General features: G+C 57.1%; 19 protein-coding genes and 1 pseudogene. 16 read left to right on the top strand and 4 right to left on the bottom strand.

Translation table 11 applies throughout. From position 1 onward, the window contains the following. The 3 genes and pseudogenes from H7K56_RS22255 to H7K56_RS22245 all read left to right on the top strand — a co-directional run. A pseudogene (locus H7K56_RS22255) lies at positions 1 to 520 on the top strand (flagellin); the annotation flags it as partial. 170 nt (positions 521 to 690) lie between these two features. Then, positions 691 to 4200 carry a glycosyltransferase gene (locus H7K56_RS22250; RefSeq protein WP_150361551.1) on the top strand — a complete coding sequence of 1170 codons (3510 nt, stop codon included), beginning with the start codon at positions 691 to 693 and terminating at the stop codon, positions 4198 to 4200. A 180-nt stretch (positions 4201 to 4380) separates the two neighbouring features. Then, entirely contained in the window at positions 4381 to 5532 is a 1152-nt protein-coding gene (locus H7K56_RS22245; protein ID WP_021509895.1) for a DegT/DnrJ/EryC1/StrS family aminotransferase, read from the top strand. A 32-nt stretch (positions 5533 to 5564) separates the two neighbouring features. On the opposite strand, the gene rfbD is transcribed toward H7K56_RS22245, so the two are convergent. The 3 genes from rfbD to rfbA are packed head-to-tail and all read right to left on the bottom strand — an operon-like array spanning position 5565 to position 7847. Then, complete coding sequence (rfbD, locus tag H7K56_RS22240; RefSeq protein ID WP_150361549.1) at positions 5565 to 6446, bottom strand: dTDP-4-dehydrorhamnose reductase; 882 nt, start codon at positions 6444 to 6446, stop codon at positions 5565 to 5567. Next, a complete protein-coding gene (gene rfbC / locus H7K56_RS22235) occupies positions 6431 to 6979 on the bottom strand; it encodes a dTDP-4-dehydrorhamnose 3,5-epimerase (protein WP_021509897.1) in 549 nt (182 codons plus the stop codon). The genes rfbD and rfbC overlap by 16 nt, the downstream gene beginning before the upstream one ends. 1 nt (position 6980) lies before the next feature. Beyond that, positions 6981 to 7847, bottom strand: coding sequence for a glucose-1-phosphate thymidylyltransferase RfbA (rfbA, locus tag H7K56_RS22230; protein ID WP_150361562.1), 867 nt, complete (start codon positions 7845 to 7847; stop codon positions 6981 to 6983). Positions 7848 to 8167: 320 nt separating this feature from the next. Between rfbA and H7K56_RS22225 the strand changes: the two genes are divergently transcribed. From H7K56_RS22225 to H7K56_RS22190, 8 genes are all read left to right on the top strand, one after another. Continuing rightward, positions 8168 to 9136 (top strand): HNH endonuclease signature motif containing protein, encoded by a 969-nt coding sequence (locus tag H7K56_RS22225; RefSeq protein WP_150057836.1) that lies wholly within the window; start codon positions 8168 to 8170, stop codon positions 9134 to 9136. A 143-nt stretch (positions 9137 to 9279) separates the two neighbouring features. Further along, the gene (locus tag H7K56_RS22220) at positions 9280 to 10002 is read left to right on the top strand and encodes an RNA polymerase sigma factor FliA (protein WP_021509900.1); all 723 of its coding nucleotides are present in this window, start codon (positions 9280 to 9282) and stop codon (positions 10000 to 10002) included. 49 nt (positions 10003 to 10051) lie between these two features. Beyond that, complete coding sequence (gene fliZ / locus H7K56_RS22215) at positions 10052 to 10555, top strand: flagella biosynthesis regulatory protein FliZ (protein ID WP_031280184.1); 504 nt, start codon at positions 10052 to 10054, stop codon at positions 10553 to 10555. A 131-nt stretch (positions 10556 to 10686) separates the two neighbouring features. Continuing rightward, the gene (locus H7K56_RS22210; protein WP_150361548.1) at positions 10687 to 11673 is read left to right on the top strand and encodes a D-cysteine desulfhydrase; all 987 of its coding nucleotides are present in this window, start codon (positions 10687 to 10689) and stop codon (positions 11671 to 11673) included. A 150-nt stretch (positions 11674 to 11823) separates the two neighbouring features. Next, positions 11824 to 12624, top strand: a complete 801-nt coding sequence (tcyJ, locus tag H7K56_RS22205) for a cystine ABC transporter substrate-binding protein (RefSeq protein ID WP_021509903.1) — start codon at positions 11824 to 11826, stop codon at positions 12622 to 12624. After that, the gene (tcyL, locus tag H7K56_RS22200) at positions 12624 to 13292 is read left to right on the top strand and encodes a cystine ABC transporter permease (RefSeq protein ID WP_058757420.1); all 669 of its coding nucleotides are present in this window, start codon (positions 12624 to 12626) and stop codon (positions 13290 to 13292) included. The genes tcyJ and tcyL overlap by 1 nt, the downstream gene beginning before the upstream one ends. Then, the gene (gene tcyN, locus H7K56_RS22195; protein ID WP_058780700.1) at positions 13289 to 14041 is read left to right on the top strand and encodes an L-cystine ABC transporter ATP-binding protein TcyN; all 753 of its coding nucleotides are present in this window, start codon (positions 13289 to 13291) and stop codon (positions 14039 to 14041) included. Before tcyL ends, tcyN begins: the two co-directional genes overlap by 4 nt. A gap of 412 nt (positions 14042 to 14453) precedes the next feature. After that, a complete protein-coding gene (locus tag H7K56_RS22190) occupies positions 14454 to 15536 on the top strand; it encodes an acyltransferase family protein (RefSeq protein ID WP_058774543.1) in 1083 nt (360 codons plus the stop codon). A gap of 155 nt (positions 15537 to 15691) precedes the next feature. Here the strand turns inward: H7K56_RS22190 and putA are convergent, their stop codons facing one another. After that, positions 15692 to 19636, bottom strand: coding sequence for a trifunctional transcriptional regulator/proline dehydrogenase/L-glutamate gamma-semialdehyde dehydrogenase (gene putA / locus H7K56_RS22185; protein WP_150361560.1), 3945 nt, complete (start codon positions 19634 to 19636; stop codon positions 15692 to 15694). 445 nt (positions 19637 to 20081) lie between these two features. Between putA and putP the strand changes: the two genes are divergently transcribed. The 5 genes from putP to phoH all read left to right on the top strand — a co-directional run bounded on the left by putP (position 20082) and on the right by phoH (position 26470). Beyond that, positions 20082 to 21566, top strand: a complete 1485-nt coding sequence (putP, locus tag H7K56_RS22180) for a sodium/proline symporter PutP (RefSeq protein ID WP_150361546.1) — start codon at positions 20082 to 20084, stop codon at positions 21564 to 21566. Positions 21567 to 21820: 254 nt separating this feature from the next. Then, on the top strand, positions 21821 to 22654 hold the full coding sequence (gene efeU, locus H7K56_RS22175; protein WP_021509909.1) for an iron uptake transporter permease EfeU: 834 nt from the start codon (positions 21821 to 21823) through the stop codon (positions 22652 to 22654). 51 nt (positions 22655 to 22705) lie between these two features. Further along, positions 22706 to 23824, top strand: a complete 1119-nt coding sequence (gene efeO, locus H7K56_RS22170; RefSeq protein WP_150361545.1) for an iron uptake system protein EfeO — start codon at positions 22706 to 22708, stop codon at positions 23822 to 23824. Between the two features lie 2 nt (positions 23825 to 23826). Next, complete coding sequence (gene efeB / locus H7K56_RS22165) at positions 23827 to 25107, top strand: iron uptake transporter deferrochelatase/peroxidase subunit (protein ID WP_150361543.1); 1281 nt, start codon at positions 23827 to 23829, stop codon at positions 25105 to 25107. 574 nt (positions 25108 to 25681) lie between these two features. Beyond that, positions 25682 to 26470 carry a phosphate starvation-inducible protein PhoH gene (gene phoH / locus H7K56_RS22160; RefSeq protein WP_150361542.1) on the top strand — a complete coding sequence of 263 codons (789 nt, stop codon included), beginning with the start codon at positions 25682 to 25684 and terminating at the stop codon, positions 26468 to 26470. Position 26471 lies beyond the last annotated feature (1 nt).

Raw genomic sequence — 26471 nt, 5'->3', positions numbered from 1 at the left:
CACCGGTTCCGGCTCTACCGACTACAGCTTCCAGGTGGGTTCAAAAGATGGCGAAACCATCGCCATCACCATCAGCGCCAGCGATGGTTACAACCTGGCGAAAGCGGGCACCAGCGGCACCGCACTGAATACCCGTGCGATGGCTTCCGGCGATACCGTTAACGGTACCGCGCGCTCTACTGAAGCAGTGGGCTTTGACGTGCTGAAAGGCGCAGTCACCGGCGGCGCGTCTGGCGCAGCGTCCGGCACCACGCCACTGGCAGACATCGATGCGGCCATCAAATCTGTTGACTCACAGCGCAGCCTGCTGGGTGCGTCTCAGAACCGTTTTGAGTCTACCATCACCAACCTGAACAACACCGTGAACAACCTGTCAGCTGCGCGCAGCCGTATTCAGGATTCTGACTACGCGACAGAAGTGTAGAACATGTCGCGCGCGCAGATCCTGCAGCAGGCAGGTTCTTCTGTGCTGGCGCAGGCCAACCAGGTGCCACAGACCATGCTGTCTCTGCTGCGTTAATTCTTTCTTACGCAGATCAGGCCCCCAACTGGGGGCCTTTTTTATGGGCGGGATTAACCGCTTTTTTACTGGATAATGGCGCGATTGTTTCCGGGCACGCCGCGTATTCTGAGCTGAAAGAGACGTCACACAGACGTGAGTTATCGCCGAGGCTGAGGATACAACCGACAATGAACGCGAACGCACTGGTAAGCATAATCATCCCTGCTTATAAAGCCACCTGGTTTGAACTGGCGCTGAAAAGTGCATTAGCACAGGATTACCCTCATTGTGAAATCATCATTGGCGATGATTGTCCTGATGCAAAAATCGAGGATATTGTCAGTGCGTATCAGGTAAACAGTAAATTTCCCATCTATTACCAGCATCATCATCCCGCATTAGGCGAAATCGCCAACCTCAGTCAGGCAATACGTCGCGCCAAAGGCGAATACGTAAAATTCCTTTATGATGATGTACTTCTGCCGCAGGCCGTGTCGCAATTAGTCGCGGCGCTGTCGCAGGTGCCGCAAGCGGTGATGGCGACAGCCAGACGTAATCGCATTGATTCCGTCGGTAAAGCGATGGCAGACGAGATTTACAGCGTATCGCCGGTATTAGAAGACACGATTTTTCATGGTCAGGATATGGCCCGCTGGCAGGCTGATTTCCTGAACAACTTTATCGGTGAACCCAGTGCCGTTTTAGTGCGCAGCGCGGCGCTGCGCAAGCTGGTGGACGAACCGCGCGAGCTGCATGCGTTGATCGATGAAGGGCTACCGTTCATTGCCGATCTGGTGATTTACCTGCGCTTGCTACGTCATGGTCATCTGGTCTATTTACCGCAGGTGCTGGCGCAGATTCGTATCTCGCGTGAGCAAACCAGTCAGGAAGCGCGCCTCGATGGCAATATAGCCAGTCAGTCTCACCAGCGCTTTCCGGAAGAGATCAAAAAACTGGGCTGGTATGATGAGCAGCTGCCGCAGGGCTGGATCCGTCACGCCACGCTGCGCAGCCAGCAGGACTTCCAGCCGTTTGACCTGACAACGGCGCTGCAGAATGCGCGGGTAGAGAGCCATTTTGCCGAGTGGTTCCGTCAACGCACACTGCGGCCCATCGAACAACAGCTGATTGCACAGCATCTTGCCAGTCAGCCGGTCGCACGTATTGCCGTGGTGATTGATGTGCGCGACGCGACTGAGACCGAGTGGCTGCTGACACAGGCCAGCCTGGATGTCGCTGTGGCCGGCCTGAGCCTGCAGCCGGTGGTGCTGGCGGCACCGTATCAATCGTTTATTCCGGCCTCTGTGCAGCGTATTGATGTGCGCGACAATCAGGTAGTTGCTGCGCTCAACACGCTGACCGAAGAGGGACATTTCGACTGGCTGATAGTATTACGGGCCGGCAGTCAGCTGTATACCTCAGGTTTGCAGGCGCTGGGAACGGTGCTGCCGGAGGTCGGTCATTGCCAGTTGATTTATGCCGATGAGGTGTATCCGGTCAATGGCCGTCCGGTTGGCGCATCCTTCCGCCCTGACTTTAATCTTGACCTGCTGCTCAGTAACCCATCGAGAATGGCCTGCCACTGGCTGTTCCGCCGCGAATTTTTGCAACAGACTGGCGGGTTTGCCACGCACTGGCCGGGCTGTTTTGAACTGGACGTGATTCTGCGCACCATCGAAAGCCAGCCTTTTAACGTGATTGGGCATCTGGCTGAGCCGTTAGTGCAGACCGCCTCATTACGACAGCCGGTGGATGAAGAGCGCGCCCTCATCCGCACCCACCTGCAGCACCGCGGCTACGCACAGGCCGATGTCAGCCTGAGTCCACACAATGTGTATCAGCTGCATTATGGTCACCCGCAGTCGGCCCCGGTTTCCATCATCGTCCTGGTGAGTAATCACCTGGCGAATCTGGTGAGTTGCGTCACCTCGCTGATGGAAAAAACCGCCTCACAGAATTATGAATTGCTCCTGGTTTCTGCTCAGGGCGGAAGTGCCGCCCAGGACGAATGGCTGCGCGGTATCGCTGAGATCGACCCGGCACGCATTCGCACATTGCAGATTGAGGGCGGTTTTCATCGCGCCAGAATGGTCAATGCCGCCGCCGCTGTGGCCAGAGGCGATTACCTGCTGCTGCTGAGTAGCGATTTAGCCATGCTTGATAACAGCTGGCTGGAAAACCTGCTTAACCATGCACAACGTCCGGAAGTCGCTATTGTTGGCGCCCGGCAAATCTACGCAAATGGTCAGGTACGCCACGCCGGTTATGTGCTGGGGATTAACGGCCTGGTAGGTGAGCCGTTCTATGGTGAGAGCCATGAAACCGCGGGACACATGGCGCGTTTGCAAGCCGACCAGAACTACAGCGCGGTGTCAGGCGATCTGATGATGGTGCGTACCGAGGTGTTCCGCGCCGTTGAGGGTCTGGATGAGACGCTGCAGCATTTCGACGATGTCGACTTCTGTCTGCGCGTGCGCGAAGCCGGGTTGATGACGGTCTGGACACCGTACGTGCGTATGCTGCGGCAGGTTAATCCTGAACTGACGGTCGACACGCAGAGTCGAAGCCAGGAGGAAGATCGTCAGCTGCAGAAATGGCAGGCCATCGTGACCCAGGATCCGGCGTATAACCCCAACCTGACGCTCAATAACATCAACTTTAGCGTGTCCTCCGACAGCGAACTGACATGGCGTCCGCTTTCGTGGCGGCCATTGCCGGTGGTTATGCCTTTCATGGCTGATTTTGCCGGTTGTGGTTACTATCGCATCATCAAGCCCTATGAGGCGATGCGTGATGCCGGCCTGGTGGATGGCAAACTCTCCTCTACGCTGATTAACGTTGCCGAGCTCAATCGCTTCGCGCCCGATAGCCTGATTTTCCAGCGCCGGATTGACGCGGAGTTTCATGAATGGCTGGAGAAAGTCAGTAAGCATACGCAGGCGTTTAAAATTTACGAGCTCGACGACTACCTGCCGAATATTCCGCTCAAAAACCATCATCGCTCACAGTTTGGCAACGATGTTAAAAAACTGATGCGGCGCAGCCTGAGTTATATGGATCGCTTTGTCGTATCCACCGAACCCTTAGCCGAAGCGTTCGCGGATATGCACCACGATATTGTGGTGCGTAAAAACCGTCTTTCGCATGACTGGTGGGGCAAGCTGCAGTCGCTGCGCAATCAGGGGAAAAAACCACGCGTTGGCTGGGCCGGGGGCTCCAGTCATACCGGCGATCTGGAAATGATTGTCGATGTGGTGCGCCATTTTGCTAATGACGTGGAATGGGTTTTTTTTGGCATGTGCCCGCCAAAGCTGCGGCCTTTTATTCATGAATATCACCACGGCGTAGAAATTGAGCGTTATCCGGCCAAACTGGCTTCGCTTAATCTCGACCTCGCGTTAGCGCCTGTCGAAGATAACTTTTTCAACACCTGTAAAAGTAATCTGCGCCTGATGGAATATGGTGCCTGCGGCATTCCGGTGATTTGCAGTGATGTGGCGTGTTATCGCGGTGATTTAACCGTTACGCGCGTGAAGAACCGCCACAAAGACTGGGTGGACGCCATCAATATGCATCTGCTGGACCCCGCGGCGAGTGCCCAAATGGGCGCCAGGCTGCAACAGGAAATTCGCCAGGACTGGATGCTGGAAGGCGAGAACCTGCAAAGCTGGTCACAAGCCTGGACGCTGAAGCGTTAATTTTTGACCTGCTGCACTGCAGCAGGTCAATGCAGTTTCAATCTGGATAACACCACACTCTGCGGTCATTCACCGCCTCATCGCTGGCTGAGGCGGAAACCTGTTCTGCAGGGAATGACCCGGCTGATAACCTTCAAGGGTGGGTTGGTGTGAAAAGGCACTCTGCTGAGGTGAACGATTATGAATAATAAACCTGTGTATGTAACCAGCCCACTTATGCCACCGCTGGAAGAGTTCATGCCTTACCTTGAACAGATCTGGCAGAATAAAGTCCTGACCAACGGCGGGCCCTTCCATCAGCAACTTGAACAGGAGCTGGCACGCTATTTAGGTGTTGAGCATCTCTGCTTATTTACCAACGGCACGCTGGCGTTGCTGACTGCGCTGCAGGCGCTGCGTATTACCGGTGAAGTCATCACTACACCTTATTCTTTTGTCGCCACCTCGCATTCTCTGTTGTGGAATGGGTTAACCCCGGTGTTTGTCGATATCGACCCGATAAGCTGTAATATCGATGCCTCCAAAATAGAGCAGGCCATTACACCGCAAACCACAGCCATTATGCCGGTGCACTGCTACGGCAATCCGTGCGACGTGGAGAATATTCAGCGCATCGCTGACCTGTACGGGCTGAAAGTCATTTACGATGCGGCTCACGCCTTTGGCGTCCGTAAAAACGGCAACAGCATATTGAATTATGGTGACTTGTCGATTTTAAGTTTTCACGCAACGAAGGTTTTCAATACCATTGAAGGTGGCGCAATTATTTGCCCGGATGCTAAAACCAAAAAGCGCATCGATTACCTGAAGAATTTTGGCTTTGCAGATGAAACCACCATTGTGGCGACCGGCATTAACGGCAAGATGAACGAGGTGCAATCGGCCTTTGGCCTGCTGCAGTTAAAGCACATCGACCAGGCATTAGCGGAGCGGGCGCGTATTCAGGCGCACTATTATGATTTGCTCGCGGAAATCGATGGCATTACGCTGCCACATATTCCGGCTGATGTTGAATGGAACTACTCTTATCTGCCGGTGATGGTAACGGAAGATTTTCCGCTGAGTCGTGATGAGCTTTATGCTCATCTGCGTGAGCACAACATTATTGCCCGTCGTTATTTCTATCCGCTGATCACCAGTTTCCCGATGTATCGTGGATTACCTAGCGCTGATGAAGCGGCCTTACCGATTGCACAACAAATGTCTCAGCGCGTGTTATGTTTGCCGGTCTATCCTGGCTTAGCATTGGCCGAAGTTGACAATATTGTGCAAATCATTCACCGCCTGGCTGAGCAAAAGCTAACGAGCCGCGCGTTACCTCTGGTGGGATAATAACAAGGCGTCTGAGACGCCTTGTTTTATATTTATTGCAGGGCGGTGATGTCAGGAACAGGCTGAACGGTGGCTGAATCACCGGTTAAGCAGGCGGATTGCACGCGGTTTTGCCAGTCCGATGCCTCAACCCCCAGCGCCGCTATCCGCACGGTATTCAGTACGCTGTTTGCCGGCCTTGCCGCAGCCATCGGATATTGCGCGCTGCCAATCCCTTTCACCAGCACATCCCGCTGCGCGGCCACAAAAATCGCCTGGGCGAATTCGCACCAGCTTACCGCCACATCGCCACAGTAGTGATAAACACCAGCGGCTTCCGCGCAGGATGCCAGGGTGATAATCGCCTGTGCCAGATCGCCGGCATAGGTCGGGCAGCCGGACTGATCGTTCACCACGCTAATTTCGCTGCGGGTTTCTGCCAGCCGCAGCATGGTTTTAACAAAGTTTGCACCGTACTCACTGAACACCCACGAGGTGCGAATCACTACGACGTCCGGCAGCACGGAGAATACGCGTTTCTCACCCTCCCATTTGCTCAGGCCGTAGAAATTAATCGGGCAGGGCAGATCGCTTTCGGTATAAGGCGTTTTTTTACTGCCATCAAACACGTAATCGGTGGAGAGATGAATCAAGCGGGCGCCCTGCTGGTGAGCGGCGATGGCGAGATTTTCCGGGCCGATGGCGTTGACCTTCATGGCGCGGATACGGTCGGTTTCAGCCTTATCGACCGCGGTATATGCGGCGGCATTGATGATCACATCGGGACGGAATTTCTTCACCACCCGTTCCACCGCCGGGCGGTCGGTAATATCTAACTCGGCAGAGCCACAGGCCAGCAGGATCCACTCTGCCGGCACCCGATCCAGTAAACAACGGCCAAGCTGGCCATAAGCACCGGTTAACAAAACGCGCATTGCACTAACTCCTGCAGGGAGAGTCCTTGTTGATCTTTTACCGATAGCAGAGGCGTCGCTACCGGCCATTGCACCGCAATTTCAGCGTCATTCCACATCAGGCAGGCTTCATCCTGTGGGTTGTAGTAATCAGTACATTTGTATTCGAAGTCAGCGACCTCGGAGAGCACCACAAAACCGTGTGCCAGACCCGGTGGGATCCACAGCTGGGTTTTGTTCTCTTCAGACAGCTCCAGCCCGGTCCATTGGCCAAAGGTGGGCGAATCCGCACGGATATCGACGGCAACGTCAAACACCGCGCCGCGTACCACGCGCACCAGTTTGCCTTGCGGCTGGGTTTTCTGAAAATGCAGCCCGCGCAGCACGTTACGCGCCGAACGGGAGTAGTTGTCCTGCACAAAATCCAGGTCGATATCCAGCAGTTGCTGATAACGCCGCTTCTCAAAGGTTTCGAGGAAGAAGCCGCGGGCATCGCCAAACACTTTAGGCTGGATAATTTTTACATCAGCAATTTTCGTGGTGATGACCTCCATCTCACTCCTCCACCAGCATCTTCAGATAGTGACCATACTGCGTTTTGCCGAGATAGGCGGCGCGCTTCAGCAGCGATTCGCTGCCGATCCAGCGCTTGCGCCAGGCGATCTCTTCCAGACAGGCAATTTTGAAGCCCTGGCGCTTTTCAATGGTATGAATGAAGTGTGACGCTTCGAGTAAGCTCTCGTGGGTACCGGTGTCGAGCCAGGCAAAGCCACGTCCCAGCACTTCGACGTTGAGCAACCCATCGTCGAGATACATCTGATTGAGGGTGGTAATTTCCAGCTCGCCGCGGGGAGAAGGGCGAACTTCCCGCGCCATGGCGCAGACGTTTTTATCGTAAAAATAGAGGCCGGTGACGGCATAGTTCGATTTTGGCTGTGGCGGTTTTTCTTCAATGGACAGCGCGCGGAATTGCTTATCAAACTCCACCACGCCGAAGCGCTCGGGATCCATCACCTGATAGCCAAATACCGTAGCGCCCTGCGGCCGCGCGACCACGTCTTCGAGCTTTTTACCAAAGCTTTGCCCAAAGAAAATGTTATCGCCCAGCACTAATGCGCAGCGCTCACCGGCAATAAAAGACTCACCGATGATAAACGCCTGCGCCAGGCCATCGGGCGATGGCTGCACCGCGAACTGCAGATTGACGCCGAAATGGCTGCCGTCGCCCAGCAAACGCTGGAATCCCGCCAGATCTTCAGCGGTAGTAATCAGCAGGATGTCACGAATGCCTGCCAGCATCAGCACCGAAAGTGGATAGTAAATCATCGGTTTGTCATAAACCGGTAACAGCTGCTTCGATACGCCGCAGGTTACAGGATGCAGGCGGGAACCTGTCCCGCCCGCCAGCACTATACCTTTCATCATTGCCTTCCTTATTACGCGTCTCTGCTCTCCACAGAGTCATGCTGTGAGCATACGAGCGCGCAGGAATAATTGATGGCGCGAATAACCGATAAAAAAGCGGGCATTGCCGGGGATAAGCGGAAGGAGAGAAAAGCAGCGCGTGGGCATTCCTGCTGAGCTAAATCAAATTGGGCTCTTGTGCGGCAGACGATTTCCCCTTGCGCATCATAACCTCAAAAAAGTAACCATCCTGTTACAGCCTGGGTCAGAACTGCCGATAACCCTCTTCAGAATCATTCCAATTTTTACGCTCTATTTTTCCTGTTTCTGGGGTGTCTATGCGCTTCAATTATGACTTGTTACCGGGTGAGCAACTGACCTTCGATGAGATCGCGCTGCGCTATGCGCAGCAGCATCCTGATGAGAAGGAGCTCACCGCCCGCGGGTTGCTCAGCCCGTCAACCAGCTACCGCAATCTGGTGATCCGCGCGCTGTTTGCGCAGGAGGAGCTGAACAGTCCGCTGGAGGATCTGCTGTTCGTCTCCGACGATAACGAGCGCAAAAACTACCTGCGCCGCTTCGAGCATTACCTTAAAAACCAGCAGGCGTTTCTCTATTTTCGTCGTAATGATGAAGCGCGTAAAAGCGGACGCTGGAAAGTGATCGGCGAAACCCGGGTCTACGCGATGCTCGATCCCCGCTCGGCGGAAGCGCAAAACCTGCTCAACAGCCGCGGTTTCAAGCTGGTGCTGATGCGTCAGACCGAAGAGGATGAGTACTGGCAGCTGTTTGATCCGCAGGCGCATCCCTGTTTCCCGCTGTCGCGCAAGATCCAGTTTTTAGTGGTGCTCAGCACGCCACAGCAGAAAATGCCCAGCGCGGTAATGCCGGGTACTGAAGTGGGGCGGCGCGTCAAGGCGAAAGTGTTCCAGCGCGCCAGCCAGGCGGAGTTCAGCGCGGCGGTGAAGGCGCGCTATGGTGGCTGCATTATTACCGGCACGCGCTTAACCGAGCGCCACAGCTGGCCGTGGGTGGAAGCCTGCCATATCGACACCCAGGAGAATGAAGAGGGCTTCCTGGCGGATAACAGCGTCGACAACGGCCTGTTCCTGCGCAGCGACCTGCAGCGGCTGTTTATCAACAAAATGATTAGCATTGACGCAGAAACCGGTCAGGTGCTGTTTAATTCCGCGCTGGAATGCGACGAGTCCATTAGCCCTTTTTATCAGGCGCTTGAGGGCAAAACCTGTGCGCTGTGGGATGCCGTCCCGCCTGGCACAAGGCAGCGGCTGCGTAATCTGCGCTGAACCTGCGCACAATGGCGGTGCGATCCACCGCCATCCATAACAAATTTGAAATAACCTCGCTTTTGCCTGCCTATTCTGCCAATCGAAACCGCTACAGAATTGGATAATCATGCCGATAACTTTATTAACGCAGGGTAGTCAACGTGAACGATCTCTATACCGCCGATGGCGTGATGGATAAACATTCGCTCTGGCAGCGCTACGTTCCTCTGGTGCGGCATGAAGCGCTGCGCCTGCAGGTGCGTTTGCCAGCCAGCGTTGAGCTTGACGATCTGCTGCAGGCCGGTGGTATTGGCTTACTGAATGCCGTGGAGCGCTATGACGCGCTGCAGGGCACCGCCTTTACCACCTACGCCGTGCAGCGTATCCGGGGCGCAATGCTGGATGAGCTGCGCAGCCGCGACTGGGCACCACGCAGCGTACGTCGTAATGCGCGCGAGGTGGCCGGCGCCATGCATCAGGTAGAGCAAGCGTTGGGGCGCGCGGCTACCGAGCAGGAAGTGGCTGAGCGGTTGAATGTTTCGCTGGAAGAGTACCGGCAGATTCTGCTGGATACCAATAACAGCCAGCTTTTCTCGTACGACGAGTATCGGGAAGAACACGGCGACAGTGCGGAACTGGTCACGGAGGGGCATGAGGAAGCCAACCCGTTGCATCAGTTAATGGAAGGAAACCTGCGTGAACGCGTGATTGAAGCGATTGAGGCGTTGCCTGAACGCGAAAAATTGGTGCTCACACTGTACTACCAGGAAGAACTGAACCTGAAAGAGATTGGCGCGGTGCTGGAAGTGGGGGAATCCCGCGTCAGCCAGTTGCACAGTCAGGCGATCAAACGCCTGCGGGCCCGTTTGACGGGAGCGCGCTAACAGACTCAGTTCCTGGGGAACCAAAAATAAAAAAACCGGGGACTCAGCAATGGGAGCCAAAGTTAAAGCCAGACCGTTAAGTCGCTACCTTAAAGACTACAAACACAGCCAAAGCAACTGTTCACACTGTGGCAAAGTTTTAGACCGTATGGCGTTAGTGTTCCGCGGCCAGATCATCAATAAAGAGGCCATCGCACGCATGGACCAGATGATTGACGATCAGGTATGGATGAAACTCCAGCCGGAACTGACGGCGCTGTGCCGTTTCTGCAGCGATATTTTTTGTAATACCCATCCGAATTACTTCGATATCATGGCGTTCAAACAATATCTGTTTGAGCAGACCGAGATGAGTCACAGTACCATTCGTGAATATGTGGTGCGTCTGCGTCGTCTTGATGACATGCTGAAAGCGAAAAATTTCCCGGCAGAAAGGTTACGGGGCAACAGCTGGCATGAGTGTCTGCAAAACGATCTGCCCGATGCGGGCAACAATAACTACCGTATTGCACTGCGCAAATATGACCAGTTCTTAGGCTGGCAGCGCGGCTAAGGGTGATTCAACCCCGGTTACTGGTGAGCATGCCAGCAACCGGGGCGCGTCGCGATCAATTCCGGATGCGACTTTTCTCATCTTCTGCAACACTGTAGGGATAACTGCACATTGCCCGAATGGAGGCTGCATTGTCCTTACATCTTCTGCACCAGTTTCCCCGTCTTGAACTGCTTGGCGCACCGACGCCATTAGAGCATTTGCCACGCCTGTCTGATTACCTCGGACGCGATATCTTTATTAAACGTGATGACGTCACGCCGGTGGCGCTGGGCGGTAACAAGCTGCGTAAACTGGAGTTTCTCGCTGCCGATGCGCTGCGGGAAGGCGCCGATGTGCTGCTGACCGCTGGTGCGATCCAGTCCAACCACGTGCGCCAGACGGCAGCCGTGGCGGCGCGTCTGGGCCTGAAGTGCGTGGCGCTGCTGGAGAACCCGATTGGCACCGACGCCGCCAACTACCTGAGCAACGGCAACCGCCTGCTGCTGGACCTGATGGATGTCGAGGTCGTGATGGTTGATGCGCTGCACAATCCGCCGCAGCAGCTGGCAGAGCAGGCAGAACGGCTGGAAGCGCAGGGCTTCCGGCCTTACATTGTGCCGGTGGGCGGCTCGAATGCGCTTGGCGCGCTCGGCTACGTCGAATGCGCGCAGGAGATCGCCCATCAAAGCGAAGACGTGGTGGATTTCGCTGCGGTGGTGGTGGCGTCGGGCAGTGCCGGGACGCATGCCGGGCTGGCGGTCGGTCTGGAACAGCTGCTGCCGAATAGCGAGCTGGTGGGCGTGACGGTGTCGCGCAAGGTCGAGGCGCAGCTGCCGGTGGTGGAGCGCATTCGCAGCGCGCTGGCACAGCAGCTGGAGCTGGAAGTGCGTGCGCCGGTAACCCTGTGGGATGACTATTTTGCGCCGCGCTACGGCGAACCCAATGACGAAGGCATGGAAGCAGTGCGCCTGCTGGCGCGGCTGGAGGGCATTATGCTCGACCCGGTCTACACCGGCAAAGCGATGGCGGGTCTGATCGATGGCATCAGCCAGAACCGTTTCCGCCGGGAAGGGCCGCTGCTGTTTGTGCATACCGGCGGCGCACCGGCGTTATTTGCTTATCATCCTTCGGTATGAGACAGCAGCAAAAAAAGGTTTATAATCCAGCGGTTATTACAAAGAGCACATGCCGGAGCGGCACCCTTTATTGCGAGATAAAGCGCGCCGCGCCCAAAATGTGCGTTAATCAACCATAAGCACACAACACATCACAATAATGGGGTAAACATGGCTTTCTCTCCGATTCGTCGCCAGCTGGTGATGGGAATGATGGCGGTCGCACTGGTGGCGGGCGTGAACGTAAAAAGCTTTGCGGCAGAAGATTTGCTGGCGCAGGTCAAGAGCAAAGGTGAGCTGCGCGTCGGGCTGGAAGGCACCTATCCGCCGTTCAGCTTCCAGGATGAAAACGGCAAGCTGACCGGTTTTGAAGTCGAGTTTGCCCAGGAACTGGCAAAACACCTCGGCGTGAAAGCGGATCTCAAACCGACCAAATGGGACGGTATGCTGGCCTCGCTGGATTCCAAACGTATTGACGTGGTGATCAACCAGGTGACCATCTCCGACGAGCGCAAGAAGAAGTATGACTTCTCCACGCCGTACACTATCTCCGGCGTGCAGGCGCTGACGCTGAAGAAGAACGCGGGCTCCATCACCAAACCGGAAGATCTGTCCGGCAAGAAAGTCGGCGTGGGTCTCGGTTCTAACTATGAGCAGTGGCTGCGCGACAACGTCAAAGGCGTCGATATCCGTACCTATGACGATGACCCAACCAAATATCAGGATCTGCGTTCAGGCCGCGTTGATGCCATTCTGGTTGACCGCTTAGCCGCGCTGGATCTGGTGAAAAAAACCGGCAATACCATGGCGGTGGCGGGCCCGGCGTTCTCCCGTCTGGAAGCGGGCGTGGCGCTGCGCAAAGGCAATGAATCGCTGCTGAAAGCGATTGATGGTGCCATCGCCGACATGCAGAAAGATGGCTCGCTGAGCAAGCTGTCTGAGAAGTGGTTCGGCGCGGACGTCACGAAATAATGCAGGAAAGTTTACAGCTGGTGCTGGATTCAGCACCTTTTCTGCTGAAGGGCGCGCTGTTCACGCTGCAGCTGAGTATCGGCGGGATGTTCTTCGGCCTGATACTCGGCTTCGTGCTGGCGCTGATGCGCCTGTCACGCTTCTGGCCGGTCAACTGGCTGGCGCGTTTCTATGTGTCGATCTTTCGCGGCACGCCGCTGATCGCCCAGCTGTTTATGATCTACTACGGTCTACCGCAGTTTGGCATTGAGCTCGACCCGATTCCGTCGGCGATGATTGGTTTGTCGCTCAACACCGCGGCCTATGCCTCGGAATCGCTGCGTGGCGCGATTGCGGCTATTGAGCGCGGTCAGTGGGAAGCGGCCGCCAGCATCGGCATGACGCCGTGGCAGACGCTGCGTCGCGTTATTCTGCCGCAGGCGGCGCGCACCGCGCTGCCGCCGCTCGGTAACAGCTTTATCAGCCTGGTGAAAGATACCTCGCTGGCGGCCACCATTCAGGTGCCGGAGCTGTTCCGGCAGGCGCAGCTGATCACCTCGCGCACGCTGGAAGTGTTCACCATGTATCTGGCGGCTTCGCTGATTTACTGGGTGATGGCTACGGTGCTGTCGGCGCTGCAAAACCGGCTGGAAGCGCACGTCAATCGTCAGGATCGGGAGGCAAGATGAGTGCAATTGAAGTCCGTCAGCTGGTGAAACAGTTTCACGGCCAGACGGTGCTGCACGGTATCGATCTCGATGTCGCGCCCGGCGAAGTGGTGGCGATCATCGGTCCGAGCGGTTCGGGCAAAACCACGCTGCTGCGCAGTATTAATCTGCTGGAAGTGCCGGAAAGCGGCCTGGTCAAAGTCGGTGACATCAGCATCGACGCCAGCCTCGGCCTGCACAAGCAGAAGGATAAAGTGCGGCAACTGCGCCAGCAGGTCGGCTTTGTGTTCCAGAACTTCAATCTGTTCCCGCACCGTTCGGTGCTGGAGAACATCATTGAAGGGCCGGTGATCGTCAAAGGCGAAGCGAAGGCGGAAGCCATTGCGCGCGCACGCACGCTGCTGGAGAAGGTCGGTCTGCACGGTAAGGAAGAGAGTTTCCCGCGCCGGCTTTCCGGCGGTCAGCAGCAGCGCGTCGCAATTGCCCGGGCGCTGGCGATGCGTCCGCAGGTGATTCTGTTCGATGAGCCAACCTCGGCGCTGGATCCTGAACTGGTGGGCGAGGTGCTTAGCACCATCCGCGCGCTGGCGCAGGAGAAACGCACTATGGTGATCGTTACGCATGAGATGAGCTTCGCGCGTGACGTCGCCGATCGCGCCATCTTTATGGATCAGGGGCGTATTGTGGAGCAGGGCCCGGCGAAAGCGCTGTTCAGTAATCCGCAGCAGGCACGCACCCGGCAATTTCTCGACAAGTTTCTCAATCAATAATCTCTCCGGGCCGGTTCGCTGGCCCGAATTATTTCCCCGCTAGCAAAATATTAAATGCCGCGCTTACCTTTTTGACGCATTATTAAATTTATTTTCCGGCGATATAATTAATGCTGGTTTACTCCGCTGCGGAATGTTCTTAATTTCCGTGCGGCAATACGTGCGCGGCGCACCGTCAAATTATGTCATGAATGCTTAAATAACAGTCGTTCACGGGCGAAAATCCGGGCGGTCAGTTTATCTCTGGTACTGTAAAGTATTGTTATATCAGGACCAGCGAAAAAGTTTTAGGAGTTTCGCTAGAGTCAGTCCCTGCTGCTTGTTGAATAATCGTTGAATAACCATAAAGGGTTCACTGCCTGATTCTTCATTCTTCTCCTTTAAGACCTACACCGCAGCAGGAGTCAAAAATATGAATAACGCCAGGAAAGAAGATATTGCATGGGTGAATACCCTGAAAGGGGTGTGCATATTGCTGGTGGTGCTGTATCACACCGTATTACCGGGCTTTGAAGGCACGGTTAAATATCTCAGCGCCGGCTGGATCCCGGCGGAAATATGGGTGCAGTTTAATACGGTGTTATCACCGCTGCGTATGCCCGCCTTTTTCTTCGTCTCCGGCCTGCTTGCCACCAACGGCATTCTCAACCGGCCGTGGAAACAGGTATTTACCAGCCGCATTACCAATCTGTTCTATCTCTACGTGCTGTGGGGCTTTATTCAGTGGTGGTCGATTGTCGGCATTTCGACTGAAATCACCGGCCAGCGTATCTCGCAGAATCTCAACGCGGCTTACGCCGGTTCGCTGCTGGAGTTCCTTAAGCTGACCTTCCTGGCGATGAGCACCTCGTGGTACCTGTACGGTCTGGCGATCTACTTCCTGTGCGCCAAAATCTTCCGTCAGCACAAAGTGGCGCTGCTGGTGGCGGCGGTGGTGCTGAATTATCTGGCGGTGGAGAAGATCATTCCCTACTGGGGACCGCAGAGCGTGGCACAGTATTTCCTGTTCTTCCTGCTGGGCGCGTTCTGGAGCCCGCTGATGTTGCGCCTGAGTCAGCTGCGCCGCGAGAACCTTCTGCCGTGGGCCGCGCTGGCCGCGCTGTCCGGCCTGCACGTGATTTTTGGTCTCGATAAGAGCCTGTTCATGTGCATCATCGCGGTGCTGGTGAGCGTGGCGGCATGCCGCTGGCTCAACGCGCACTTCAGCATGCGTTACTTCAACTGGATTGGCCGCAACACGCTGCAGATCTACGTTATCCACCGCATTTTTATTGAGTTCTTCGGCATGTCGGCGATTCTGTTTGCGCAGCGCCATCATCTGTTTGAGCAGGCGTGGTTTGCGCTGCTGTGGGCGTGCTTCTATCCGCTGGCAATTGTCGGCATCTGTTCGCTGTGTTCGGTGGCGGTGTGGTCGCTGACCAACCGCGGGCTGGGGCAGTCGCTGTTTGTGTTCCCGACGCTGATTGGTTTGAAACGCAGTAAGTCGGTGGCGTGATGTTCGCTGGTAAGTTTTAAAGTGGTACAAAAACGAGGGCACGTTTCGTAGCAGCGCGATTCATCGCACAATGAATGGCGCCGCTACGGCCTTGTTGCAACTTGCGGTGTCCTTCACCGATCTCCATTACGCCATCCATGGCGATTCTGCTTTACTTAACCAATGGTCATCAGGCTGGCGTTGCCGCCGGCGGCCGCGGTATTGACGCTCAGCGAGCGCTCAATCAGCAGACGTTCCAGTAGCAGATTGGTCTCGCCGCGGGCAAAGCCCTGCACTGACACAATCGCGCCTTCGCGGGCGGCAATCTGTTCGCACAGGCTGCGCAGTTGATCGGCATCGCCGTGATAGATCACCGCATCAAACTCCGCCGCCAGCACATCTTTCGCCAGCGTGATGCGCGCCTGCACCGCGGCCGGCAGCGACTGGCGCAGCGTCCGGTGCAGCTCGTCATCCTGCCACAGTGCCTGGCTACCGACGCTGGTGACCGCCGCCAGCTGAATCAGCGCATCCTGCTGGTTATCTGCGATACACAGCACCCGATCGCGCGGCAGCAGCGTAAAGGTGTTGCGCTCACCGGTCGGGCCCGGCAGCAGTCGCACGGTCCCGGCCTGGCTCAGCGCATCGTAACGCTGACACAGCGCCAGCAGCTCCGGCTTATCCTGTGCCCAGCTCTGCAATGCCTGATGCGCGCTCAGCAGCGAGGTGCGCACGCTGCTGTCCACCGGACGTTCGGCATCCTGACGATCAAAGGTGATGCGCAGGGCGCCGTCCGGACGATGGGCCAGCAGGCGGTAAAGATAGAGCGGACCGCCGGCTTTCGGACCGGTGCCCGACAGGCCTTCGCCGCCGAACGGCTGTACGCCGACCACCGCGCCGACCATGTTACGGTTAACGTACAGGTTGCCGACTTTCGCCCCGGCCGTCACCTGCGCAATGGTTTCATCGATACGGGTATGCACGCCAAGCGTCAGGCCATAGCCCGAGGCGTTGATCTGCTCAATCAGCTGCGGCAGGTTGTTGCGCGCAAAGCGCACCACGTGCAGCACCGGACCGAACACCTCTTTATCCAGATCGCTGACATGATCGAGCTCTATCAGCGTCGGTTTGATAAAGGTGCCGCTGTGCCACTCTTTGCTATCCTGCGGATGCTCCTGCACCGCCTGATACACGGTAAAGCCTTTATTGCGCATCGCCTGGATATGACGCTCGATGTTGGCTTTGGCTTCAGCGTCGATCACCGGACCGACGTCGGTCGACAGACGCTCCGGATTGCCCATGCGGCATTCGGCCATGGCACCACGCAGCATCTTCAGCGTGTGGTCAGCCACATCGTCCTGGATGCACAGCAGACGCAGCGCCGAGCAGCGCTGACCGGCGCTGTCAAACGCGGATGCCACGATATCCACCACCACCTGTTCGGTGAGCGCTGAAGAGTCGACGATCATGGCGTTCATGCCGCCGGTCTCGGCGATCAGTGGCGTCGGGCGACCCTGCGGATCGAGGCGGCCAGCCAGGTTGCGCTGGAGCAGGGTGGCGACTGCGGTTGAGCCGGTGAACATCACGCCGCGCACCCGCTCGTCGCCGGTCAGCTGCGCACCCACCGTTTCGCCCTGACCGGGCAGCAGTTGCAGCACGCCGGCCGGTACGCCGGCATCCAGCATGATCTGCACCGCCTGCGCGGCAATCAGCGGCGTCTGCTCGGCGGGTTTTGCCAGCACGCTGTTGCCGGCCGCCAGGGCGGCGGCAATCTGGCCGGTGAAGATCGCCAGCGGGAAGTTCCACGGGCTGATGCACACTACCGGACCGAGCGGGCGATGGGTTTCGTTATCGAAATCGTCGCGCACCATACCGGCGTAGTAGTAGAGGAAGTCGACCGCTTCACGCACTTCGGCGATGGCGTTGTTGTAGGTTTTACCTGCCTCACGCACCAGCAAACCAATCAGCTGCTGCATCTGATCTTCCATCGTCTGGGCGGCACGTTCGAGGATCGCGGCGCGCTCCTGCGGCGGCGTGGCGAACCAGATCGGTCCGGCATTCACCGCGGCATCCAGCGCACAGGAGACCTCTTCAGGGGTGGCTTCCCGCACGCTACCGACGATATCCGCCGGCGTGGCCGGGTTGATCACCGCGCGGCTGCTGCCGCTACCCAGCTCGCCATCAATGATCGGCTGAGCCTGCCACGGCTGGCTGGCGCTGGAGAGCAGGGCGCTGGAGAGCGACGCCAGGCGGTGTTCGTTGGCCAGATCCAGACCGGCAGAGTTAACACGCTTGTCGCCATACAGATCGCGCGGCAGCGGAATCTTCGGATGCGGCAGGCCAATTGCGCCCTCTGCGACGCCCATTTTCTCCACCGCAGCCACCGGGTCGGCCACCAGCTCGTCAATCGGCAGCGTGTTATCAGCGATGCGGTTGACGAACGAGGTATTGGCGCCGTTTTCCAGCAGGCGACGCACCAGGTAGGCCAGCAGCGTTTCGTGGGTACCGACCGGCGCATAAATCCGGCACGGCCGGTTCAGCTTGCCATCGGCCACTTTGCCCACTACCTGCTCGTACAGCGGTTCGCCCATGCCGTGCAGGCACTGGAACTCGTACTGGCCAGGATAGTAGTTGTTGCCCGCCAGCTGGTAGATCGCCGCCAGCGTGTGGGCGTTGTGGGTGGCGAACTGCGGATAAATCAGGTTAGGCACCGCCAGCAGCTTGCGTGCGCAGGCGAGGTAGGAGATGTCGGTGTACACCTTGCGGGTGTAAACCGGATAGCCTTCAAGGCCTTCCATCTGCGCGCGCTTGATTTCACTATCCCAGTAAGCGCCTTTCACCAGACGGATCATCAGACGACGGCGGCTGCGCTGCGCCAGATCCACCAGCGCGTCAATCACAAACGGACAGCGCTTCTGATAAGCCTGAATCACGAAACCGATGCCGTTCCAGCCTTCCAGCTCCGGCTCAAAACAGAGTTTTTCCAGCAGATCGAGCGACAGCTCCAGGCGATCGGCTTCTTCGGCATCGATGTTGATGCCGATGTCATACGAGCGCGCCAGCAGCGTCAGTGATTTCAGGATCGGGTAAAGCTCTTCCATCACCCGCTCATACTGCGCGCGGCTGTAGCGCGGATGCAGCGCCGACAGCTTGATAGAAATGCCCGGACCTTCATAAATGCCGCGCCCGTTGGAGGCTTTACCAATGGCGTGGATCGCCTGCTGATAGGAGATCAGATAGGCTTTGGCATCGCTGGCGGTGAGTGCCGCTTCGCCCAGCATGTCATACGAGTAGCGGAAGCCTTTCTCTTCCAGCTTGCGCGCGTTGGCCAGCGCCTCGGCGATGGTTTCGCCGGTGACAAACTGTTCGCCCATCAGGCGCATCGCCATATCCACGCCTTTGCGGATCAGCGGTTCGCCGCTCTTGCCGATGATGCGGTTCAGCGATTTAGACAGGTTGGCTTCATTGTGCGTGGAGACCAGACGACCGGTAAACAGCAGGCCCCAGGTGGCGGCGTTGACGAACATCGACGGGCTGCGGCCCAGATGGGACTGCCAGTTGCCGTTGCTGATTTTATCGCGGATCAGCGCATCGCGGGTGGGCTTGTCAGGAATACGCAGCAGCGCTTCCGCCAGACACATCAGCGCCACGCCTTCCTGAGACGAGAGCGAGAACTCCTGCAGCAGGCTTTGCACCATGCCGGCGCGTCCGGTTGCCCCTTTTTGGTGCCGTAGCTTGTCCGCCAGGCTGTATGCCAGCTGGTGGGTTTTCTCTGCCAGCGGGGCAGGGAGACGCGCCTGCTCCAGCAGCATCGGCACCGCATCGGTCTCCGGACGACGCCACGCGGCGGTGATGGCCGAGCGGCTGACCGACTGCGGCAAAATGTGTTCGGCGAAGTCGAGGAAAGGCTGGAAGCTCTCTTCCGGCACACGCTCATCGTCTGCGGCATCATTCAGCTGCAGCGGGATCTCCGCCAGCGTTTCTCCCGCTTCCAGCTGGCCGAGATAGTTAAAAATTGCCTGCTTGATCAGCCAGTGCGGCGTGCGGTCAATCTTTTGCGCCGCCAGTTTAATGCGATCGCGGGTGGCTTCATCCAGCTTCACCCCCATGGTGGTGGTTCCCATGATTTCCTCGTCCTCAAAGTGTGAATCAACTTCAGCGTGGGCTGCACTATCACTCATGTTGCAACTTTGTGCAACCGTGTTAAATGTGACCTCGGTTGCACGTTTTTAACCGGCTTTTTTGTTAACGCAGCAAAAGCGGCACAGAACTTGCTGCAAGAATCTCGCCAGAGTTGCAACCCACCGCAACGGGACGCATCCTGGCTGACATCAGGTGCAACTTAAAATGTGAACAGGCGCAACCTGTGAGCATGAAAAATGCAAAGTCAGGTGAAACCCAGGTAACAGCTGTGTTAAATGCATTGTGCGCGTCGCACCTTTGCGGCAGGATACCGCGCCTTATGAGAAATCGCTTTCTCTGGATGCGGTAAAGCCCTGACGTTATCCCGTTCCGGTAACGCAGGAAAAAGATTTCTCTTAAGAGATCAAATAATAAGTGGAGAGACAGATGACAGTAAGTACACCGATGCTGGTGACATTTATCATTTACATCCTCGGGATGGTGTTGATTGGTTTTATCGCGTACCGCTCAACCAAAAACTTTGACGACTATATTCTGGGCGGTCGCAGCCTGGGCAGCGTGGTGACCGCGCTGTCGGCCGGGGCCTCGGACATGAGCGGCTGGCTGCTGATGGGACTGCCGGGCGCGATTTTTCTCTTCGGGATCTCTGAGAGCTGGATTGCCATCGGCCTGACGATTGGCGCGTGGCTGAACTGGAAAATTGTTGCGGGTCGCCTGCGTGTGCAGACCGAGCATCACAATAACGCCTTAACCCTGCCAGACTTTTTCACCAGCCGCTTCGAAGACCACAGCAAAATTTTGCGCGTCATCTCGGCACTGGTCATCCTGATCTTCTTCACCATTTACTGTGCCTCGGGCGTGGTGGCGGGTGCGCGCCTGTTTGAAAGCACCTTCGGCATGAGTTATGAAACCGCACTGTGGGCTGGCGCGGCAGCAACCATTCTATATACGCTGGTGGGCGGTTTCCTGGCGGTGAGCTGGACCGATACCGTGCAGGCCAGCCTGATGATTTTTGCCCTGATCCTGACGCCGGTGATTGTGATTATCGCCGTCGGTGGCCTGGATGATTCGCTGGCCGTGATTGAAGCGAAAAGCCTGGAAAACCTCGATATGCTGAAGGGCCTGAACTTCGTGGCGGTGATTTCACTGCTCGGCTGGGGCCTTGGCTACTTCGGCCAGCCGCATATTCTGGCGCGCTTCATGGCGGCAGACTCGCACCGTTCTATTCGTACCGCACGCCGCATCGGCATGGCCTGGATGATCCTGTGCCTGGCCGGTGCCGTCGCGGTGGGCTTCTTCGGCATCGCCTATTTCCAGAACCATCCGGATCAGGCGGCGGGCGTGAGCGAAAACGGCGAGCGCGTGTTTATCGAGCTGGCGCGCATTCTGTTCAACCCGTGGATCGCCGGTATTCTGCTGTCGGCCATTCTGGCGGCGGTGATGTCGACCCTGAGCTGTCAGCTGCTGGTGTGCTCGAGCGCGCTGACCGAAGACCTGTATAAAGGTTTCCTGCGTAAAAATGCCAGCCAGAAAGAGCTGGTGTGGGTTGGCCGTTTGATGGTGCTGGTGATTGCGCTGGTGTCGATTGCGCTGGCCTCCAACCCGGAGAACCGCGTGCTCGGCCTGGTGAGCTACGCCTGGGCAGGCTTTGGTGCTGCATTCGGTCCGGTGGTGCTGTTCGGCGTGTGCTGGAAGCGCATGACGCGCAACGGCGCGCTGGCCGGCATGATTATCGGTGCCGCCACGGTGCTGATCTGGAAGCAGTACGCCTGGCTCAATCTGTATGAAATCATCCCGGGCTTCCTGTTCGCCAGCATCGCGATTGTCGTGGTGAGCCTGGCCGGTCGCGAACCGTCGGCTGAAGCGCAGCAGCGTTTTATTGCTGCCGAAGCGGAATACAACACCAAATAACGGTGTTGGCCTGAGTAAAGCGGGGAGCGCGAGTGCCGTGCTCCCCGCACTGTTAGTGTCATGTTCTCTGCGCGCTTTATCGCCTAATCTGTCACTCCGCCCTGACTTTTCCGCATCGCTACCTGACCCGCAAAAGCAAAATTAATTTCGCGCGGTGACTTGTATTTTCATCCGCGATAATGATAATCGATATCGTTCGCACTTTACGTATTTTTACCTAAGGTTTACCCTCCTTAACATTCAAGAGGTTGGTGATGTTCGTCCCTTTTCTCATTATGCTGCGCGAAGGTCTTGAGGCAGCGCTCATCGTCAGCCTGATTGCCAGCTATCTCAAACGCACCCAGCGCAGCCAGTGGTTCCCCGCGATGTGGGCCGGCGTGTTTATCGCTGCGGCGCTGTGCCTCGCGCTCGGTATTTTCATCAACGAAACCACCGGTGAGTTCCCGCAGAAACAGCAGGAACTGTTTGAGGGCATCGTGGCGGTAATTGCCGTGGTGATCCTCACCTCAATGGTGTTCTGGATGCGCAAGGTGTCGCGCAATATCAAAGCTACGCTGGAAAAATCCGTCGATCAGGCGCTGCAGAAGCCGGGCGGCAGCGGGTTGCCGCTGGTGCTGATGGTGTTTCTCGCCGTGGCGCGGGAAGGGCTGGAGTCGGTGTTCTTTCTGCTGGCGGCCTTCACCCAGGATGTCGGTTATGCGCCGCCGATTGGCGCGGTGCTGGGTCTGGCGACCGCCATCGTGCTGGGCATGCTGATTTACTACGGCGGCGTGCGTCTTAACATGGCGCACTTCTTCCGCTGGACCAGCCTGTTCATCCTGCTGGTGGCGGCCGGACTGGCAGCGGGGGCGATCCGCGCCTTCCACGAGGCGGGACTGTGGAACCACTTCCAGGCCACCGCGTTTGACTTCAGCAACACGCTCTCTACCCATTCGATCTTCGGCACGCTGCTGGAAGGCATTCTGGGTTATCAGGAAGCGCCGAGCGTCAGCGAAGTCGCGGTATGGCTGATTTACCTGATCCCGGCGCTGCTGCTGTTTTTCTTCCCGGCGCGTCCGGCACCCAGCGCCGCACGGTCGGTGCGCTAAATTTTCGCAGGCGCGCGTGCGCCTGTACCTTCATGTAACAGGGATATGACTATGACGATTCGCTTCCGCCGTAAGGCGCTGTTGCTCTCCATGCTGGCGCTGTCCGGTGCCGCTTCTGCCGCTGCCGTACCGCAGGTCACGGTGACGGTCACTGACAAGCAGTGCGAGCCGATGTCGCTCAACGTGCAGGCCGGTAAAACCCAGTTCATCATCAAAAACAACAGCCAGAAAGCGCTGGAGTGGGAAATCCTCAAAGGCGTGATGGTGGTGGAAGAGCGCGAAAACATCGCGCCCGGCTTCAGCCAGAAGCTCACCGCCAACCTGGAAGCGGGTGAATATGACATGACCTGCGGTCTGCTCACCAATCCGAAAGGCAAGCTGGTGGTCAGCGGTGACAGCCAAACCGCCAGCAGCGGCAAGCCAGATGTGCTGCAGCTGGTCGGGCCGATTGCTGATTACAAAGTCTACGTGATGGCAGAAGTGAGCGCGCTGGTGGCCGGCACCAAAGCCTTTACCGACGCGGTAAAAGCCGGTGACGTGGAAAAAGCCAAAGCGCTGTATGCGCCGACGCGTGTGCACTATGAGCGCATCGAGCCGATTGCCGAACTGTTCTCTGATCTCGACGGCAGTATTGACGCGCGTGAAGATGACTTCGAGAAAAAAGCGGAAGATCCGAAATTTACCGGCTTCCACCGGCTGGAAAAACTGCTGTTCGCCGACAACACCACCAAAGGCGCGGACGCGTTCGCTGACCAGCTGTATAAGGATGTGCAGGATCTGCAAACCCGCGTCAGCGAGCTGGCCTTCCCGCCAGCGAAAGTGGTCGGTGGCGCGGCAGGCCTGATTGAAGAGGTAGCGTCCAGCAAAATCTCCGGTGAGGAAGATCGTTACAGCCGTACCGATCTGTCCGATTTTCAGGCCAACATCGACGGCGCACAGAAAATCGTTGATCTGCTGCGTCCTCTGCTGCAAAAAGCCAATCCGCAGCTGCTGGCGAAAGTGGACGCGAACTTTAAGAAGGTGGATGGCATTCTCAGCAAATACCGCACCAAAGACGGTTTTGCCTCCTATGAAAAGCTGACCACCAGCGACCGTAATGCGCTGAAAGGGCCCATCACCACGCTGGCGGAAGATCTCTCCCTGTTGCGCGGCACTTTAGGTCTTGATTAATCATGAGTAAAAAAAATGACGCGGCGCAACCGTCGCGTCGTCGTCTGTTACAGGGATTGGGCATGCTGGGTGGCGCGGCGGCACTGGGCGGCGGCTGTCCGTTCCATGCCGCCAGCGCGGCAGAGAGTTTCTCACCCGGCACGGTTGCACCCGACGCGCGCCAGCAGGCGCAACCGTTTTATGGCGCTCATCAGGCCGGCATTCTGACGCCGCAGCAGGCATCTATGATGCTGGTGGCGTTTGATGTGCTGGCCAGTGATAAAGCCGAACTGGAACGCCTGCTGCGGCTGCTGACGCAGCGCTTTGCCTTTCTCACCCAAGGCGGACCGGCGCCGGCGGTGCCCAATCCGCAGCTGCCGCCGCTCGACTCCGGCATCCTGGGTGCGGACATTGCGCCCGATAACCTGACCCTGACGCTGTCGGTGGGGCATTCACTGTTCGACGAGCGCTTCGGGCTGGCCGCGCATAAGCCCAGCCAGCTGCAGACGATGACACGCTTTCCCAACGATTCGCTCGACGCCGCACAGTGTCATGGCGACCTGCTGATTCAGATCTGCGCCAATACCCAGGATACGGTGATTCACGCGCTGCGCGATATCATCAAGCACACGCCGGATCTGCTGGCGGTGCGCTGGCGGCGCGACGGCTTTATCGCCGATCACGCTGCACGCAGCAAAGGGCGCGAAACGCCGATCAATCTGCTGGGTTTCAAGGATGGCACCGCCAATCCGGATACGCATAATGCGCAGTTGATGGACCAGCTGCTGTGGGTGACACCAGAACAGCAGGAACCGGCGTGGACACACGGCGGCAGCTATCAGGCGGTACGCATCATCCGTTTTCACGTTGAAATGTGGGACCGCACGCCGCTGGGCGAGCAGCAAACCATTTTTGGTCGTGAGAAGTTGTCCGGCGCGCCGCTGGGGATGCAGCACGAGCACGACGTGCCGGATTACGCCCGCGATCCGGACGGCGAGATCATCGCGCTGGATGCGCATATCCGGCTCGCCAATCCGCGCACGCCGCAAACCGACAGCAGCCTGATGCTGCGGCGCGGCTACAGCTATTCCTCGGGCATTACCGGGGCAGGGCAGCTGGATATGGGGCTGCTGTTCGTCTGTTATCAGCACGATTTAAGCAAAGGCTTTATTACCGTGCAGAAACGGCTGAACGGCGAAGCGCTGGAAGAATATATTCGTCCCATCGGCGGCGGATACTTTTTTGTTTTGCCCGGCGTGGCGGACAAAAATCATTATCTGGGGCAGCCGTTGCTCGAAGCCTGATTAATTAATGTACAGCGCTTGTCCGCCGTTCGCGGTGCCAGGCGCTGCTGTTAAGCCCGCCTTAAATTTCTCCTGTCTCGCTGTGATGTCCGAATTTTCTGAAACAGTTTGTTAAGTGCTGAATTACCTATCTCACTGAATATTATTAGTAATTTAATTTAAGCGCACCGGACTAAGGCTGCACCACGCGGGTTTTCTTTGCCGTAAAGTAAAAATAGTGTTGCAAATCGGCGGAAATATGATGAACTTTAGTCATAGCGTCGTCAGTTGTGTGGCTAAGTCCACTGGAGTTCGCGCATGGCCCGGTCCTTATACGGACAGTTAAATACACTTCAGCTAGCGCAGTACGCTGCGGAAGATTGCCTCCCGCGTGAGAATCCTCTTCACTTTTCTTTTATCGCCTTCGAATTCTTTTCCGATGTTTACCGGTGCGCGGCAGCGTTTCGGCGTTGTTGCACACTTTTCTCACTGGCTCGATACGGCTTACAAGGAAGCCAACAAAACCTCTAAAGCGTTCAAATCATCGCCGCGGGTGATCCGCCGCGATAAATGAAACCAACTGTAAGGTGCCACTATGGGAAGACAGAAAGCAGTGATCAAAGCGCGTCGTGAAGCCCGCCGAGTGCTTCGCAGTGACTCTCGCAGTCATCGTCAGCGTGAAGAAGAATCGGTCACTTCGCTGGTGCAGATGGGTGGGCTGGATGCAATTGGCATGGCGCGCGATGTGCGTGACCGGTCACCAATTGAGGCCAGAAACGATGCTCAGGCGCACTATCTTAACGCCATAGAAACGAAACAGCTGATATTCGCGACCGGTGAAGCCGGCTGCGGTAAAACCTGGATCAGCGCTGCGAAAGCAGCCGAGGCCCTGATCAATAAGGACATCGAAAGGATCATTGTGACGCGCCCGGTTTTACAGGCGGATGAAGATCTCGGTTTCCTGCCAGGAGACATCTCCGAGAAATTTGCCCCCTATTTCCGACCGGTTTACGACGTTCTGGTTAAACGTCTCGGCGCTTCCTTTATGCAGTACTGCCTGCGACCCGAAATCGCCAAGGTAGAGATCGCGCCCTTCGCTTATATGCGCGGACGTACCTTTGAGAATGCGGTGGTGATTCTGGATGAGGCGCAAAACGTCACCGCTGCGCAGATGAAGATGTTCCTGACCCGCCTGGGCGAAAACGTCACCGTGATTGTCAACGGTGATGTCACCCAGTGCGACCTGCCCGCCAGCGTCAAATCTGGCCTTGCCGATGCGCTGGCGCGCTTCGAAGAGGATGAGATGATTGGCGTGGTGCGTTTCGGTAAAGAGGACTGCGTTCGCTCGGCACTGTGCCAGCGCACGCTGCATGCTTACAGTTAAC

Origin of the sequence: Pantoea dispersa (genome assembly GCF_014155765.1) — a bacterium.
In the GTDB taxonomy this organism is placed as follows: domain Bacteria; phylum Pseudomonadota; class Gammaproteobacteria; order Enterobacterales; family Enterobacteriaceae; genus Pantoea; species Pantoea dispersa.
The sequence above is the reverse complement of the archived record's forward strand: the minus strand, read 5'-3'. Positions and strand labels throughout refer to the sequence as shown.